Raw genomic sequence first — 15,284 nt, forward strand, 5'->3', positions numbered from 1 at the left:
TCCCCGGTTCGACTGTCCACACGTTAGCGGAGTTCACCGACACGGCTCGCTCACCCGCGCGGGGCACCCAGCCACGCGAGATCACGCAGGATCTCGGACCGGGTGACCTGGCCGAGATCGCGGAAGGTCACCTGAGCCGGCCCCAACAGGTGATTCCAGCGCAGTGTGTGCAGCGGCGGCGGTGTCGCGTACGGCTCGAATCCGGGGTCGACGCTGAGGCTGAACGACCGACCATCGCCCAGCGGTTTGTCGAAGTTGTCGATGGTGCCGCCGCTGCCCCGTTCCATCGGCCCCCAGCCACGGCCGGCCAAGCCGAACAGGCGGCCGATCGGGATCTCGAGGCCGATCGCCTGCTCCAGGCGAGACTCGTCGAGCAGCGCCTCATCGATCTCGTAGACATCCCGGCCGACTTGCGGAAATGGTTGCAGCAGTTCGTAATCGGCGAGCACCTCGGACCATGCGGCGGTCAGCTCCGGCCCCAGGCGCACCGGGTGCGCGATCGCGAGAACGGCGTCTTCGGCAATGGTGAGCACGTCGTCCTGCGCATCGGCGAAGGTATCGTCTTCCGCGATCCGGAACGAGACATCCACCTCCCTATCGCGTACGACGGCCCAGACCAGGCGGCGGGTGAGATGTCTGCGCAGCGGATGCTCGATGTAGTCCGCGCGCAGCTCGGCAGGGGAGTAGGTCCGCTCGGTGACCATCGCGCGCTCCAGGCGCCGAATCTGGTCCGCGGCAAACCGTTTGACGTCCTTGCGCAGCTGACGATAGGTGCCGGTGGCCGCTGCGGCTTTGTGCGCGTCGTCCCGCTTTCCCGCCCGCGGGAGCGCTTTCACCGGACTGCCGTCCTCGCGGGTCAGGACCGGTCGCAGCTGCTCGTCGAAGTCGACCAGGAATTGCCGGGGACCGAAATCGAGCAGCGCCGTACCGTCGGGCCGCAGCCCGAGATCGGGTACCAGCCGATCGGCGAGTTGGTCGGCGGTCAGACCCAATCCCTCGGCCACCTCGGTGATCCGGGCTCGCGCGGACTCGCGGACGCTGGTCTTCTCGGCCCGCTCGCTCAGATCCCGCAGCCCGAGCAGCGCGTTGGGCGTGCCGATCGCGACCAGGGTGTTCAACGCGCGATCACGGCCCTCGTTGGCGTACACGCGCTGGGCGAGCATGTCGATACAGGTGTCGCCGCCGCAGCACGCCACCAGCTCCCAGATCCAGTTGTCGCGAGCGGGTCCGCCCGCGTGCCGCCATTCCTCGTGGACGGCAAGCACGAAACGACCGAGACTCTCCGGTTCGCAGGCCGCGCGCACCAGCAGCAAACTCGCGTGCGGTGCGCCCGGATCCGAGAGCATCGCCAGCGTGAGCAGGTTCGTGACCGCCGGGTCCGGCAGTGCACCGCCGGCTCGCAGCCGGAGCGACGGCAGTGCCGAGAGCGACAGCCAGCGCGGGAAGGCCGGGATCCGCGCGGGGACCACCATCGCCGGATCGGCGCCGAGGAGTTCGGCCACGGCCGCTGTCACACCGTATTCTGCTGCGGCGGTGGTGATCTCGTCGGTATGGCCGAGTGCGGCCAGGGCGCGCAGCGCGGCGGTGTGCGTCCGCCGGATCTTGCGGTCGGAACCGAGCGCACCCGGGAGGAACGCGCGCGCGGCGTAGCCGGGATGACGACCCAGCCACTCCAGGGCGACTTTACGGCGGGTCACCAGCGACAGCCAGGCGGCGGCGAGCTCGGCCGCCTCGGGACTTTCGAACGGTGCGATCGAATTCGCGTGATCACCGGCGTCGGTGCGCATTCGATCGACGACCAGATCATGTGTGACGACCCCGTGTGCCGCCATCAGCGGGAACAGCGAATCGTCAGACCACATCCAGGTCACGCGGCATTCCCGCAGCACGGGTTCGACGACCTCGGTGGCGGCCGCGGCGAGAACGACCAGCTGGTAGCCGGAGATGGTCTGTTTCTCGGCGATCGTCTCCAAGACGAACTGGAGGGGGTGCGCGGTCGCCCGCCGCACGTCGAGCTGCTTACGCAGTACCTCCAGCCATCGCTCGCGCTCACCGGCACGCCACGAAATATCAACACCCGCGGGTGGTCTCAGCCCGGCAATCACAGTTTCCTTGCTGCGCGGCCGGTTCCAGGGCGGATCGAGCAGGATCGCCGGGATGTCGGCCTCGGCCGCGGGATCGGATCGGGTGGCGGCGAGGATCTCGGCGACGACGAGCCGCGCGGGCTCCGGCAGCGTCTCGGCGAGTTCGGCCGTCAGGTCCGGATGTCGCCGGACATGCGCCTCGAACTCGTCTCGATGCTGGAGCCGTTGCTCGCCGCTGCCGAGGATGCGCAGTGCGCGCCGCGGAAACCGGTCGGCCGCGGCGAGGAGCGCGGCCGTCGAGCCCTTGTTCCAGCAGTTGTTCAGTATCGTCTCGAAAGCCAGGTCGTCGGGGAGGTGCGCCAGGATTCGGGCGAGGAAATCATCCGTTATCCGATCGGCCCCGGCGAACCACACCCGCGTCAATCGGGTGAGCGCGGGCACTGCCTCGGGACCGAGGTGCGCGGCCAGGGAATACAGCAGTTCGCGGTTCTTGTTCAGCACGTCCCCGTTGTTGTGATCGAGCAGATCGAGGACCCGTGCGGCGTGGTCCGGCCGGGTGACCGAGGCGAGCAACCAGACCGCGCGACGCGAGCCCTTGGCGAGCGCGTCATCGGTGAGATCGGCGGCGACCCAATCTTGTTGGGTAGGAAGCAGGAACGAGGTGAGCAATCGGATCGGCAGACCGCCGCGCACGCGCAGCCGGGCCGCGGCGGCGACCGCCTCCGCGTAGTCGGCGTCGCCGGCCGAGGCCAGCAGCGCCCGGAGCCGGCGCATGAGCGGTGGATCGGGATAGGCACGCGGTGACGGTTTGACGTAGAAGTGCTCCGACTTGTCCCGCCAGTCGTCGCTGTGCCGGGCGTTGTCGGGCACGGCCGGATCGTTGTGCTGACAGACGATGCCGGTGAGCGCCGCCACCACGGTTACCGCGAAGCCGTAGCCGTGGGTGTGGACCAGGTAGTCGGCGAGATCCTGCGGCTCGCCGAGCACACCGGTATGTTCCCACTCGCGGGTTTCGGAGGGCACGCGGGGATAGGACCCGATGGCCAGGCAGACCGCCGCCCCGAGCGGATCGGTGCTCGCCGCGGGCGCGCCCAGATACTCGGCGCCACGCCCGGCCAGCGCGGCGTGCGACAGCGGATGCGGCAGCGCCGCGCCGAGCAGCATCGGCGAATCCGTCAGAACTGCCTGAACGGCTTGGGCCGCTTGTGGTTTCAGCTTCGCCGACGCGCCGGACCGGCCACGGAACGGCTCGACCTTCGACCGCCAGGTGGCGGGCACGGTCCAGGACTGATCGGATGCGGACAGCGTCTCGGCGGACATGGGGACAGGCTAGCCAGCCGGTCCGACAAGTGCCGACCCCGAAAACGACTCCGGCCCCGTCCCTTTCGGAACGGGGCCGGAGTCGCGAGCGCTTACACGGTGGCGGGTGCCAGCACCGCGGTGGACTCCACCGCCTGGCCGACGCCGGCCACGATCGCGGCCGCCCGCAGTGCCTCGAAGATCACCTCACGGGACACGCCCGCCTCACGCAGCGTCTTCTCGTGCGCCTCCAGGCAGTGCGCGCAACCGTTGATCGAGGACACCGCGAAGGACCACAGCTCGAAATCGGCCTTGTCGACGCCCGGGTTGCCGATGATGTTCATCCGCAGACCGGCGCGCAGATCGTCGTAGCGGCCCTCCAGAAACGCCTTGCCCCGGTAGAACACATTGTTCATGCCCATGATCGAGGCGGCGCCGAGTGCGGCGTTGTACGCCTCCGCCGACAGGTTGTCGGCGGCTTCCTCGGCGATTTCACGCAGGGTGCTCGCCGACCGGGTCGCGGCCGCCGACGCGAGCAGGGTGCCCCACAGCTGCTGCTCGTTCAGCACGGTGGTGCGGCTGAGCGAGGACAGGTTGAGCTTGAGGTCCTTGGCGTACTCGGGGAGGGAGTTCTTCAGGTTCTCAATGCTCATCGTGAAATTCGTTCCTTCGGTGCGTGGGAGACAGGGATCGGGGGTGGGCTCAGACGCCGGCGGACATGAGTTCGCCCGCGTCGATCGTCGGGTCGCCCTTCTTCCAGTTGCAGGCGCACAGCTCGTCGGACTGCAGGGCGTCCAGCACGCGCAACACCTCGTCGACATTGCGGCCGACCGAACCGGCGGTGACCGAGACGAACTGGATCTCGTTGTTCGGGTCGACGATGAAGGTGGCGCGGTCGGCGACACCGTCGTTGTTGAGCACGCCGCAGGCGGCGGCGAGCTCGCGCTTGAGGTCCGAGAGCATCGGGAAGGGCAGGGTTTTCAGGTCCTCGTGCTGTGCGCGCCACTGGAAGTGCACGAACTCGTTGTCCACCGAGGCGCCCAGAACCTGCGCGTCGCGGTCCTCGAACTCCTCGTTCAGTTTGCCGAACGCGGCGATCTCGGTGGGGCAGACGAAGGTGAAGTCCTTCGGCCAGAAGAAGACGATGCGCCACTTGCCGGCGTGGTCGTCGGAGGTGATGCGGGTGAAGTAGTCGTCAGGCTGCTGAGCGTCGACCTTCGACAGGTCACCGCCGATGACAGCGGTGAGGTTGTACGCCGGGAACTGGTCGCCGATGGTCAGCAGGGCCATGCTTGTCTCCTCGTCCTTGTGGGGTGGCTTCAGCGATCTTGCCTAGGGGCCTACGAAAGGTAAAGGTGATCAGTCGCACTAGACTGATAGGCGTGACTGATCAGACTTATCAGCCCACACTGTCACAGCTGCGTGCGTTCGTAGCAGTCGCGGAGTATCGCCATTTCGGTACCGCGGCCGCACGGCTCGGTGTGAGCCAACCCACGTTATCGCAGGCATTGGCCGCCCTCGAAAACGGACTGGGGCTGCAGCTGATCGAGCGCAGCACCCGGCGCGTGCTGGTGACCGCGGAGGGCACGCGCCTGCTGCCGCAGGCGATGGCAACCCTGGAGGCGGCGGACCGATTCGTCGCCTCCGCCACCGGCGACGGCCTCGGCGGAACCTTGCGGATGGGCATCATTCCGACCGTCGCGCCCTACGTCCTGCCCGCGCTGCTGCCCGAGTTGCGGCGACGGGTGCCCGGGCTGGCGCCACAGGTGATCGAGGATCAAACCGCCCGGCTGCTCGACGGTTTGCGCACCGGCGTCCTCGACATCGCCCTGCTGGCATTGCCCACCGAGGCGCCCGGTCTCACCGAAATTCCGCTCTACACCGAGGAATTCGTCTTGGTGACGCCGCGCGGTCACGAGCTGGCCGGGCAGACCGGCATCGCCGCCGCGACCCTGGACACCCTGCCGCTGCTGCTGCTCGACGAAGGCCACTGCCTGCGCGATCAGACCCTGGAGTTCTGCCGGTCCGCCGATGCTCAGCCGAGTTCGGTCGGGGATACCCGCGCCGCCTCGCTGACCACCGTGGTCCAGTGTGTCGCAGGCGGATTGGGCGTCACCCTGATTCCGGAGATGGCCGTCGCCGCCGAGACCGCCCGCGGCACCCTCGATACCGCTCGCTTCGCCGCGCCCGCGCCGGGGCGCACGCTGGGACTGGCCTTCCGCGCGTCGACCGCGCGTCGCGACGATTACGAACAGCTGGCCGAGATCGTTCGAGAACAGCGCCCGCGGTCGATGCCGTAGGTGGCCCCTGGTTTCGCCGTATTGACCGGGTGGTCACCGTCTGGGACGCTCGGGCCGTGCGGATTCATCATCTCAACTGCGGCACCATGGCCCAGGGTGTGGTCGACCACTGCCTGCTGATCGAAACCGATCGGGGGCTGGTGCTCGTCGATACCGGATACGGGCTCGGGTGCGTACGCGAACCCGGGCGCATGGTCGGGCCGGCCCGCTTCGCGTTCGGCGCCGCGTTGCGCGAGCGGGAGACCGCGATCCGGCAGATCGAAGCACTCGGCCACGACCCCGCCGACGTGCGCGACATCATCGTCACCCATCTGGACCTCGACCACGCCGGTGGGCTCGCCGACTTTCCCGGCGCGACCGTGCATGTGCACGGGCCGGAACTGCGGGCGGTGACCAATCCCGAGACGCTGGCGGAGCGGGTGCGTTACCGCGGGCAGCAGTGGGCCCACGAGCCGAAGTGGCTGGCCCACGAGATCGGCGGCGGCGCCGACTGGTTCGGTTTCCGGGCGGTGCGCGATCTGCCCGGACTGCCGTCGGAGATCCTGGTGGTGCCGCTGCCCGGGCACACTCGCGGACATGTCGGCGTCGCCGTCGACACCGGTGCCGGTTGGCTGCTGCACGCGGGCGACGCCTTCTATCTCGGCAGCGAGATCGACCCGGTGCGGCCGCACACGCCGCTGATCTGGCGGCTGTACGAGACCGGGGCGATCGTGCCCGGCGCGTATCACGACAATCGGCGGCGACTGGTCGAGCTCAATCGAGCACACGGTGACCAGATCACCATCTTCTGTTCGCATGACCCGGGCGCGTTCCGTCGATTGTCGGCCTGACCGGCACGGTTGAGTTTCAAGACGACCGGTCGTATATTGATGGCATGGCTCGACCCCGGCGCAGTGACGACACCCGGCAACTCCTCGTGGAAGAGGGTGCGGCCGGGTTTCTCGTGAACGGGTATCACGGCACCGGCATCAAACAGGTACTCGACGCGGTCGGTGTGCCGAAAGGGTCGTTCTACAACTACTTCGACAGCAAAGAGGCGTTCGGCCAGGCGGTGATCGAATGTCACTCGCAGTGCATTCAGCGAAACCTGGCCGCGGCCTTCGGATCCGACGCCGACCCGATCGCCGGACTGCGCGTGTTCTTCGAACGGTTGACCGCCGAGTTCGCCGAAAACGATTACACCGGTGGATGTTTGATCGTCAACCTCGGTGCCGAGCTCGAAGGCAGCACGGTGCTGCGGGAGTCGCTGTCCGCCGCGTTCCGCGCGTGGCGGGATCGGGTGGCCGAAGCCCTGCGCGCGGCCCAGGAACTCGGGACCATTCGCGCCGACATCCCGGCCACCGAACTCGCCGATCTGCTGATCGAAGCGTGGGAGGGGGCCGTGGTGCGGATGAAGATCGATCGCACGCTCGAGCCGCTGCACAAGTGTCTGGCCCGGTTGCTCGACGACTATTTCCGACCCTGAACACCGGGTTCGTCGAGCCGGGGCGGCGGGTAGCCGTTCCAAGACGACCGGTCGTATCGAATGATGAAGGAGAAGCACATGTCCACCAAGACAGTCATCGTCACCGGATCCTCCAGCGGCATCGGGCGCGACATCGCCCGCGCGTTCCTCACCCGCGGCGACACTGTGGTGCTGCACGGACGCGACGCGGACAAACTCGACGCGGTCGCCGCCGAACTCGGCGCACCCGAACGTCTCGCGCAGGTCGTCGGCGATATCGGCTCCACGGCAACGGGATCCGAACTGGTGCGGACCGCCGTCGAACGATTCGGGCGCGTCGACGTCCTGATCAACAATGCCGGAATCTTCGGCGCGAAGCCTTTCGTCGACGTGACCGAGGCCGACCTCGACACCTATCTCGACGGGAATCTGAAGGGCACCTTCCGTGTCACGCAGGCGGTCGTGCGCCAATTGCTGCGCCAAGGTGGCGGCGGCAGCATCGTCAACGTCGGCACTGTCCTGATCGACCACGCGCTCGCCGGCCTGCCAGCATCGGCCGCCCTGGTCAGCAAGGGCGGCGTACACGCCCTGACCACCAGCCTCGCCGCCGAACTCGCCGCCGACGGGATCCGGGTCAACGCCATAGCACCCGGCATCATCCGCACCCCGCTCTTCGGCGACGGTGACGAAACCAGCGCCGGGCGGCTGGCCCTGCTCAACCGAGTCGGCGAGGTCGCCGAAACCACCGCGGCCGCCCTGTATCTCGCCGACGCGACCTTCACGACCGGGCACATCCTGCCGATCGACGGTGGATTCATCACCGGGCGCGCGGCGTAATCGCCGATACCTCGCGGCCACCGGCGGTTTGGTTTCCGCGCGTGCGACCGGGGTTCGGGTGGTGACTTCGTCACTTGGCGTGTGGCGTTGTTGTCGGTTCTTCGCGGCCACCGGCGGTTTGGTTTCCGCGCGTGCGACTGGGGTTCGGGTGGTGACTTCGTCACTTGACGTGTGGCGTTGTTGTCGGTTCTTCGCGGCCGTGGGCGGTTTGGTTTCCGCGCGTGCAACCGAGGTTCGGGTGTCGAATTTGTACGTGGCCGCGACAACCGAGGTCTTCTAGCCGCTCGACGTCTGTCTCACTGTCTCGGCCGCGCCCGTCGGCGATGCCGTCGCGGCCGAACTATGCGGACTGTCCGGTTGATCAGAGTTGTTCGGTGGTCACGAGTAGTCGGATGTGCGTGTCGGCCCAGCGGGTGAGCGCATGGTGTGGCGGGGTGTCTGGGGTGAGATCGCGGAGGGCATCGACAGCCGTTGCGGCGGTATGGAATCCGGCGCGGCGGAGGGCGCCCGCGACCTCGGCTGTGCGGGATGGCCAGGTGGGTGGGAGGTGGCGGGTACCGCGGTGTAGCAGTTCCGCCGTGCACGACAGGGCTGCGGTGAGGGCGGAGGGGGGCGGATCTGCGTGCAGCGGCGCGCAATTCGGTGCCGACGACAATGTCGCCTCGGCGATAGCCGCGGTGATGCCGCGCCTGCCCGCGGCGACAGCGGTCGGGGGGATGGGGGGTGGATCTGCGTGCGGTGGAGCGGTATTCGGTGTCTGTGGCGATGTCGGGTCGGCGAAAGCCGGGACGATGACGCGCTCGCCCGCGACGACGGCGGTCGGGGTGATGGTGAGGTGGCCCGCGTGCCGGTGCAGCGGGCCGGCGACGAAGCGGACCGGGCCGAACACGCCCGAGAAGGCCTGGATGAGCGCATCGATGGCACCCGCGGTGGCCGTGGCGTGGGTGCAGGTGGCCAGCGCGGAGCCGGTCGGACCGTGCAGCCAGGTGCGCAGGCGCTGTTCGCCCGGGTCGTAGCGGGGTTCGTCGACGCGATCGATGATCAACGCGCGCACGGACGCACCGCGCACGCGGGGCTGGATCAGCGTCGGCGCCGAGGTGGCCAGACGGGCCGATTCGGCGGCGAAGTCGCCGAGCAACAGTTCCGGCGGCAGGTTGTCCCAGCTGCCCGCCGACGGCATGACCGTGCTGCGCGCGACCCGGTTGCTCGACAACCGCACGATCCGATTCGCCGACCGGACCGCGGTCTCGGTGACGACATTGCCCGCCGCGTAATCGGCCAGCCGGGCGGGGCCGCTGCGGCGCGCGCCGAGCGCGGCCGCGTCCGGGAGCTCCGCGCCGTCGCGGGCGGTGATCGTGCGGGCCAGAGTGAGCACCGTGCGCGCCTCGGCATGCGCGAGATACACCTCTACCCTGCGGGATTCGGCGTCGCCGTGCACCAGCGCGCCCAACCCGGTCATCCGCAGATGCCGCAGCGGCGTACTCGCCGACTCCTCGGTGCCCAGCACCGGAACCCAGTCGCGACGGCCGGCCCGCTGCCGCGCCACGAGCTCGGCGACCAATGCGGCGGTACGCCGCGGATCGTGCCGCGCACTGCGCTCGGAATAGGCGTCCAGCTGATCCAGCAGGTCCGCCAGCGCGTCGAACGACCAGCGCGCGCCTGCCCGATCCAGATCCCGTTGTGCCGCGGCGAAAATCGCGGGCAGCTGCGACCCCGCGTGCGCGACGCCGTCGGCGAGCAGATCCGCGAGCGGCCCCAGCACCGACCCCGCCGCCGCCACCGCCGCGGCCCCATCGGCCATCTCACCGACGGTCACCTCGACCGACTCGACCTCCGGACTCCGGGCATCCGCCACCTGAAAAGCCCACACCGCCAACACGATCGCATCCGCGCGCGCCCCGCTCGCCGCATCCGCCCGCGCGTACCCCAGATCCCCCGGCACCAGAAACCGCACCGTCACCGAAGCCAATTCCACCGACGGCACCGGATCCGCCGCCGTCGCCCGCCGCACCCGCGCCCGATACCCGCTCCGCCGCGCCCGCACCGCCACCCCGAAAGCCCGCACCCCCACCACCTTCCGCAACTCATCGTCGCCGAACTCACCGGGCGACCACACGGTGCGGCCCGGTACATCCGCGGGCGCGCTCGTCCCCGCGCCACCCGGCGTATAGAGCGCAGCAGTTTCACACGCCGCCCCCACCTGGGAGTCGGCCGCGTCGGAGTCGTACCCCCGCGTCCGGGGGATATCGACGGTGGCGGGCGGGAGAGTCGTCGTGGGGGTGGTGTCGATGATCGAGTGGGGATCCGTTGCGGGGATGGGTGATTCGGTGTGGGCGATCGTGTGGGCGCGGTAGGCGAGGACCGTCATGATCAGGTGGCGGCAGAGGGTGGTCGCGGAGCAGGAGCAGGTGGCGGCGTCGATCGGGGTGGCGGGTGGGAGAGCGGTGCGGATGTCGTCGAGGAAGACGGCGGTGACGGTGCCGTCGGGGGATTCGGTGAGTTGTGGTGGGGTGGCAGCGTTTTCCTTGACGGCGCGTTTGAGGATGCCGCGATTGGCGAGGGCGACGAGGGAATCGTCGGTGAGGGCGAGCAGGTCGGGGCGCACGGTCATCCGATCGTTTCGGCGAGGAAGGTGGCGAGTTCGCCGGGCGTCATCGCGCCGACGTGGACGCCGGCGTCGGCCAGGCGCTGGCCCATGACCCGATCGAAGGCGGGGTCGGCCTGTTCGTCCAGGGCAGCCAGGCCGAGGACGGTGACGCCCGCGCCGACCAGGTCGGTGGCGGTGCGGACCAGCCAGGCCGGATCGCCGCCCTCGTAGAAGTCGCTGATGACGGCTATGACGGTCCGGCGCGGCACCTGTACGAGCTGCGCGGCGTAGGCGAGGGCGCGCGCGATATCGGTGCCGCCGCCGAGCTGGACGCGCAGCAGCAACTCCACCGGATCGTCGATCTCGCAGGTGAGATCGACAACGGAGGTGTCGAAGGCGATCAGGTGGGTATCGATGCCGGGCAGGCCCCACAGGCAGGCGGCGGTCACCGCGGAATGGATCACCGAGGACAGCATGGAACCGGACTGGTCGACGAGCAGGATCACCTGCCAGCGATCCAGGTGACGGCGGGAGCGGGAACGGAAATGCGCGGTCTCGACATACAGCCTGCGTTCCTCGGGCCGATAGTGAGCCAGGTTGGCGCGCACCGTCTTCGGGAAATCGAAGTCGGCCGCGCGGGGAATCCGGCTCGGCCGTCGCGAACGCGCACCGTGGAAACTGGTGCGGATCTCGGTGGCGAGCTTGTCCATCAGCTCACGCACCACCTGCTCCACGATGCGCCGCGCCAGCCGCAGCACCTCGGGATTCATCAGGTGTTTGGTGCGCAGGACCGCGCCGAGCAGATGCGCGTTCGGCTCCAGCCGCTCCAGCACACCCGGGTCGGTGATCACCTCGTGTAACCCATAGCGCTGCACGGCATCTCGTTCCAGCCGTTCGATCGTCTGTTTCGGGAACAGCTGGTGGATCTCGTCGAGCCAATCCACGGCGGTGACCACCGACGGGTCACTGCCTGCCGAACGCCGCACATCTCGACGATCCAGGTCGGCATCGCGTGCGTACAACCAGTCCAGTGCCGCGTCCTGGCGCTGCGCGTCGGCGCCGAGCGCGCCGCCGTTCAACGCGGCCCCGGGATCACCGAGGACCAGTCGCCACCGCTGGAGGACCGGATCGATTCCGGGTTCAGTCATCGCCACTTCCGAGCAGACCGTGCGCCTCGAGCAGTTCGCTCACGCGCGATTCGACGGCCTGCGCGTGCGCCAGCGCCTCGGGATCGGCGCGGATCCGGATCAGCGCCGCGCCGGAACCGGTCAGGCCACGCAGCGCGAGCAACCGGGTTGCGATGGCAGCGCGCTCACGCGGCGGGAACCAGGCGAAAGCCTGGCGCAGCGCGGGCAGCGCGGCGAGAAAATCGTCGTGGTGCAAAGAGCCGAGCAGGGTATCCAGCACCGACAGCAGGCTCGAGCCACCGGCGGCATGATCGGTGTGCACCTGCTCACGGGCGAGCGCGAACAGCCCGGCCAGGAAATCGCCGAACACCGCCGGTGCTGCCGCCGACCGAATCGCGCGCGCCAGATCCGCGGTCTGCTCGGGCGCGAGGACCGAGACCAGGCCCAGCGCGGCGCCTCGCAGCGCCGGGGGACGGTCGGCGGCCGAGCACCGATGGAACACACCGACCACATCGGCGCGGGCCACGGTGAGAATTCGCTCCGCGTGCAATACCGCGTCGCGGACCGCGATCAGCGCGTGCAGCAGACCGGGGTCGGCGGGAGCGGGGCCACCACGGATCCCTTCGATCAGCCACAGCGCGCGCAGCACGGCGGCATCGAGCACCGCGGCCAGCGCGGGCGCGCCGCTGGCGCCGAACACGCGGTCGTGCCGCCACAATCCGAGCGTCACCGCGAGCAGCCGGCCGAGACCGTTTGTGTCACTGACTGTTTCGATGGTGTCGCGCAGTGTGCCGACGATCTGCTCGGCCAGCCCGCTCGACCCGCACAGGACCGCGTCGAACAATGCGTCGGCCAGTTGCCCGGGATCGGTGTCGCGTGCGACCCGATCACCGATCCGGGCGGCCGCGGCCTCGGCGCACGTCGCGCCGAAAGCGCCGGCCTCGATCAAGGCGGGCAAGCGGTTCGGGGAGTCGGTGATCTCCCAGCGTTCACCGAGAACGGGCGCGTCCCCCGCGGTAGGGCCCATCCACCGGGCGAATCCGGGGATTTCCAGGATGCGCAGCCGGTGCAGCACCCGGCTCGTATCCAGCCCGGCCGCGGTGGTCAGATCGAGGGTCGCGCGGCCGGGATCGGGGACCGCGCAGCGCGCCAATTCCCGTGCGGCATCGCCGACCAGCGGCGGGTGCGGGGTATCGGCGTGCAATCGGCCGACCGCGTCGCCGGACAGCGCGGCCACCATCTCGACCACCACCGGATCGGTGCCCGCCCGCAACCGGCCGGACCCCGTCCACGGCAGTGGCCGATCGAGCGCATCGCTGATCAGACCACCGGCCAGCCCGTCCAGCACATCGGTGCGCGTGGGTACGTCATGCCCGCGCAATCGGCTCAACCCGAGCGTGAGCGCCCGCGCCCCGATCAGATCCGCGGTCGACACCACCTGCCCCCGCATCCGCAATCGCGATACCACCGCTTCGGTGATCGCTTCGGCGGCACGCTCGGCTCCCTCCGCCCAGAGTCGCTGATAGTAAGCGGGCGAAGGCATTCCGGACTGATACCCCGCGAACGCGTCCAGCCTGCGAAAACTGAACGGCACGAGATAGCTGCCGCCAACCGCGCCATCGGGGAACGCGGGCACCTCCGGCCATCGGGTACCGATGTCGACTCGCCCGGGCGAGGTATCGGCTGAGCCGAGTGATGTGGCGGGGCGGCCGGGCGGGAAATCCGGTCGATGGTGTGCTGCGTTGTCCGCCGGTCGGGTTGCCGGGGTGGCGGACTCGGGACAATCGGCGCGAGGGCCCGGGAGACCGGAGGGCGCTCCGAAGTGCGCGACCGGAAAGCCCGTTGCGGTGCAGCGGGCGATCAGGGCGGGGCGGTGGAATCCACCGGTGACGACGAGGACAGGGTCGGTGGGGGTGTCGGTGGCGGCGGCGGTGATCCAGCTGGCCATGTATTCCTCGCGGATCAGGTCGCTGCGGGAGGCGAGGTCCGTGCCGCGCACGAGATCGAAGTAGGCGGCGAGTTCGGTCGCGAGATCGGTTGTGCCGGTTTCGAAGAGGTGGTCCCACAGGGTGTCGATATTGTCGACGGCGAAGTCCCGGCACAGGCGGTCGAGTACCTGCTCGTAGCGGCGTTCGGGGTCGGCGTAGCGGTTCTCCAGGTCGGCGAAGGCCGGATGCCAGGCCGGGAGATCGATGAAGCGGACCTCGGCCCCGGCGGCGCGGCCTTCGGTGAGTGCCACCCACTCGGGGGAGTGCTCGCACAGCGGGGCCCAGGAGACGTGGCGGGTGTCCTCGTCGCGGTAGCTGGTGAACACCGCGACCGGCAGCTCATGGCCGAGCAGTAGCTCGTCCAAGCGGTCGTTCATATCGGCGGGACCCTCGACCAGCACGTGCGCGGGCCGCAGGGTGCGGATGGTGTCGCGGACCAGGCGGGCGCACGCCGGGCTGTGATGCCGTACGCCGAGAAAGGTGACGGGCATGACCGATCAGCCGGGCAGGTCGAATCTGGCGTCGTGCAACGCTTTCCACACCGGACCGGACTTACGCGGCACCTGCTGCTCCAGATAGCGCCGCACGCGGGCGAGGTCGTCGGGGTTGTCCTTGGCCGCGGTACCGGCCAGGCAGGCGACGATATCCCCGGCGGCGCCGGGTTCCCCGCGCAGATACCAGCCGCGCAGACCCACCGCGTGCGCCACCGATACCGCCTCCGCGGTACTCATCACCGCCGACATCCGATCCAGCGAGTCGCCGGATTCGGTAGCACCGGAACGCAATTCGCGAAAAGTGGTGACCAGGACCTCCAGCACATCCCGGGCCGGCGCTTGCGGCACACCCGAACGCCGCAGCAGCGCGGTCGCCTCGGCTTCGACCAGCGCCAGTTCGGTCCGCAGATCCGGAATGGGGAACACGGTCTCGAAATTGAAGCGACGTTTGAGGGCGGCGCTCATCTCGTTCACGCCCCGATCACGGGTATTGGCGGTGGCGATCACATTGAAACCCTCGACGGCATAGACCATCTCGCCCAGTTCCGGCACCGCCAGCACCCGATCCGACAGCAGCGACAGGATCGAATCCTGCACCTCCAGCGGACATCGGGTGAGCTCCTCGAACCGTACGATCTTGCCCTCGCGCATCCCGCGCAGCATCGGCGCGGGCACCAGCGACCGCTGCGAGGGCCCCTCGGAGACCAGCAGCGCGTAGTTCCAGCCGTAGCGGATCTGATCCTCGGTGGTGGCGGCGCCACCCTGGATCGTCAAGGTCGAATCACCGGCGATCGCGGCCGAAAGCAGCTCCGACAGCAGCGATTTCGCGGTGCCCGGCGCACCTGTGAGCAGTAGGCCACGGGTGGTTGCCAAGCTGACCAGCGCGCGATCGATCAGCGACGCGTCACCGACGAACTTGCGCGTGATACCCAGCGCCGGATCACCGGCGATGAACGCCCTGGCCGCCGCCACCGACAACTGCCATCCGGGTGGGCGCGGAGCGGTATCGCGATCGCGCAGCAACGCCAGCTCCGCGGCCCAACGCTGTTCGGCGGGCGGTCGCTGCCGGGTTTCGATGGCGGTCATGGTGCGAACCTAGCGCCAGACACCGACACATCGCGACC

At 69.2% G+C, this 15,284-nt stretch carries 11 protein-coding genes; 4 read left to right on the forward strand and 7 right to left on the reverse strand.

Annotated elements, in window-relative coordinates; all coding sequences use genetic code 11:
* Positions 1-50: 50 nt before the first annotated feature.
* From ACFVMC_RS21770 to ACFVMC_RS21780, 3 genes are all read right to left on the reverse strand, one after another.
* The gene (locus tag ACFVMC_RS21770; protein WP_379212860.1) at positions 51-3,404 is read right to left on the reverse strand and encodes a DUF4132 domain-containing protein; all 3,354 of its coding nucleotides are present in this window, start codon (positions 3,402-3,404) and stop codon (positions 51-53) included.
* Between the two features lie 92 nt (positions 3,405-3,496).
* Positions 3,497-4,036 carry an alkyl hydroperoxide reductase gene (locus ACFVMC_RS21775; RefSeq protein ID WP_379212862.1) on the reverse strand — a complete coding sequence of 180 codons (540 nt, stop codon included), beginning with the start codon at positions 4,034-4,036 and terminating at the stop codon, positions 3,497-3,499.
* 49 nt (positions 4,037-4,085) lie between these two features.
* Positions 4,086-4,673 (reverse strand): peroxiredoxin, encoded by a 588-nt coding sequence (locus ACFVMC_RS21780; protein ID WP_379212864.1) that lies wholly within the window; start codon positions 4,671-4,673, stop codon positions 4,086-4,088.
* A gap of 92 nt (positions 4,674-4,765) precedes the next feature.
* Here ACFVMC_RS21780 and ACFVMC_RS21785 point away from each other — a divergent pair, with 92 nt between their 5' ends.
* The 4 genes from ACFVMC_RS21785 to ACFVMC_RS21800 all read left to right on the forward strand — a co-directional run bounded on the left by ACFVMC_RS21785 (position 4,766) and on the right by ACFVMC_RS21800 (position 7,964).
* Positions 4,766-5,683, forward strand: a complete 918-nt coding sequence (locus ACFVMC_RS21785) for a hydrogen peroxide-inducible genes activator (RefSeq protein ID WP_379212865.1) — start codon at positions 4,766-4,768, stop codon at positions 5,681-5,683.
* Between the two features lie 56 nt (positions 5,684-5,739).
* Complete coding sequence (locus tag ACFVMC_RS21790) at positions 5,740-6,513, forward strand: MBL fold metallo-hydrolase (protein ID WP_379212867.1); 774 nt, start codon at positions 5,740-5,742, stop codon at positions 6,511-6,513.
* 44 nt (positions 6,514-6,557) lie between these two features.
* Positions 6,558-7,148 carry a TetR family transcriptional regulator C-terminal domain-containing protein gene (locus ACFVMC_RS21795; protein ID WP_379212869.1) on the forward strand — a complete coding sequence of 197 codons (591 nt, stop codon included), beginning with the start codon at positions 6,558-6,560 and terminating at the stop codon, positions 7,146-7,148.
* 78 nt (positions 7,149-7,226) lie between these two features.
* Positions 7,227-7,964, forward strand: a complete 738-nt coding sequence (locus ACFVMC_RS21800; protein WP_379212871.1) for an SDR family NAD(P)-dependent oxidoreductase — start codon at positions 7,227-7,229, stop codon at positions 7,962-7,964.
* Between the two features lie 361 nt (positions 7,965-8,325).
* Here the strand turns inward: ACFVMC_RS21800 and ACFVMC_RS21805 are convergent, their stop codons facing one another.
* The 4 genes from ACFVMC_RS21805 to ACFVMC_RS21820 are packed head-to-tail and all read right to left on the reverse strand — an operon-like array spanning position 8,326 to position 15,246.
* Positions 8,326-10,575, reverse strand: a complete 2,250-nt coding sequence (locus tag ACFVMC_RS21805; protein WP_379212873.1) for a hypothetical protein — start codon at positions 10,573-10,575, stop codon at positions 8,326-8,328.
* The gene (locus ACFVMC_RS21810; RefSeq protein WP_379212875.1) at positions 10,572-11,699 is read right to left on the reverse strand and encodes a VWA domain-containing protein; all 1,128 of its coding nucleotides are present in this window, start codon (positions 11,697-11,699) and stop codon (positions 10,572-10,574) included. Before ACFVMC_RS21810 ends, ACFVMC_RS21805 begins: the two co-directional genes overlap by 4 nt.
* Positions 11,692-14,157, reverse strand: a complete 2,466-nt coding sequence (locus ACFVMC_RS21815; RefSeq protein WP_379212876.1) for a DUF5682 family protein — start codon at positions 14,155-14,157, stop codon at positions 11,692-11,694. Before ACFVMC_RS21815 ends, ACFVMC_RS21810 begins: the two co-directional genes overlap by 8 nt.
* A 6-nt stretch (positions 14,158-14,163) precedes the next feature.
* On the reverse strand, positions 14,164-15,246 hold the full coding sequence (locus ACFVMC_RS21820; RefSeq protein ID WP_379212878.1) for an AAA family ATPase: 1,083 nt from the start codon (positions 15,244-15,246) through the stop codon (positions 14,164-14,166).
* Positions 15,247-15,284 lie beyond the last annotated feature (38 nt).

The sequence above is a fragment of the Nocardia sp. NPDC127579 genome (assembly GCF_042672005.1).
GTDB lineage: Bacteria > Actinomycetota > Actinomycetes > Mycobacteriales > Mycobacteriaceae > Nocardia.

Excerpts from the sequence above, each read along its gene's own strand:
- ACFVMC_RS21780 (WP_379212864.1), bottom strand. The coding sequence starts at position 4,673 with ATGGCCCTGCTGACCATCGGCGACCAGTTCCCGGCGTACAACCTCACC.
- ACFVMC_RS21805 (WP_379212873.1), bottom strand. The coding sequence starts at position 10,575 with ATGACCGTGCGCCCCGACCTGCTCGCCCTCACCGACGATTCCCTCGTC.
- ACFVMC_RS21810 (WP_379212875.1), bottom strand. The coding sequence starts at position 11,699 with ATGACTGAACCCGGAATCGATCCGGTCCTCCAGCGGTGGCGACTGGTC.
- ACFVMC_RS21775 (WP_379212862.1), bottom strand. The coding sequence starts at position 4,036 with ATGAGCATTGAGAACCTGAAGAACTCCCTCCCCGAGTACGCCAAGGAC.
- ACFVMC_RS21795 (WP_379212869.1), top strand. The coding sequence starts at position 6,558 with ATGGCTCGACCCCGGCGCAGTGACGACACCCGGCAACTCCTCGTGGAA.
- ACFVMC_RS21820 (WP_379212878.1), bottom strand. The coding sequence starts at position 15,246 with ATGACCGCCATCGAAACCCGGCAGCGACCGCCCGCCGAACAGCGTTGG.
- ACFVMC_RS21815 (WP_379212876.1), bottom strand. The coding sequence starts at position 14,157 with ATGCCCGTCACCTTTCTCGGCGTACGGCATCACAGCCCGGCGTGCGCC.
- ACFVMC_RS21770 (WP_379212860.1), bottom strand. The coding sequence starts at position 3,404 with ATGTCCGCCGAGACGCTGTCCGCATCCGATCAGTCCTGGACCGTGCCC.
- ACFVMC_RS21800 (WP_379212871.1), top strand. The coding sequence starts at position 7,227 with ATGTCCACCAAGACAGTCATCGTCACCGGATCCTCCAGCGGCATCGGG.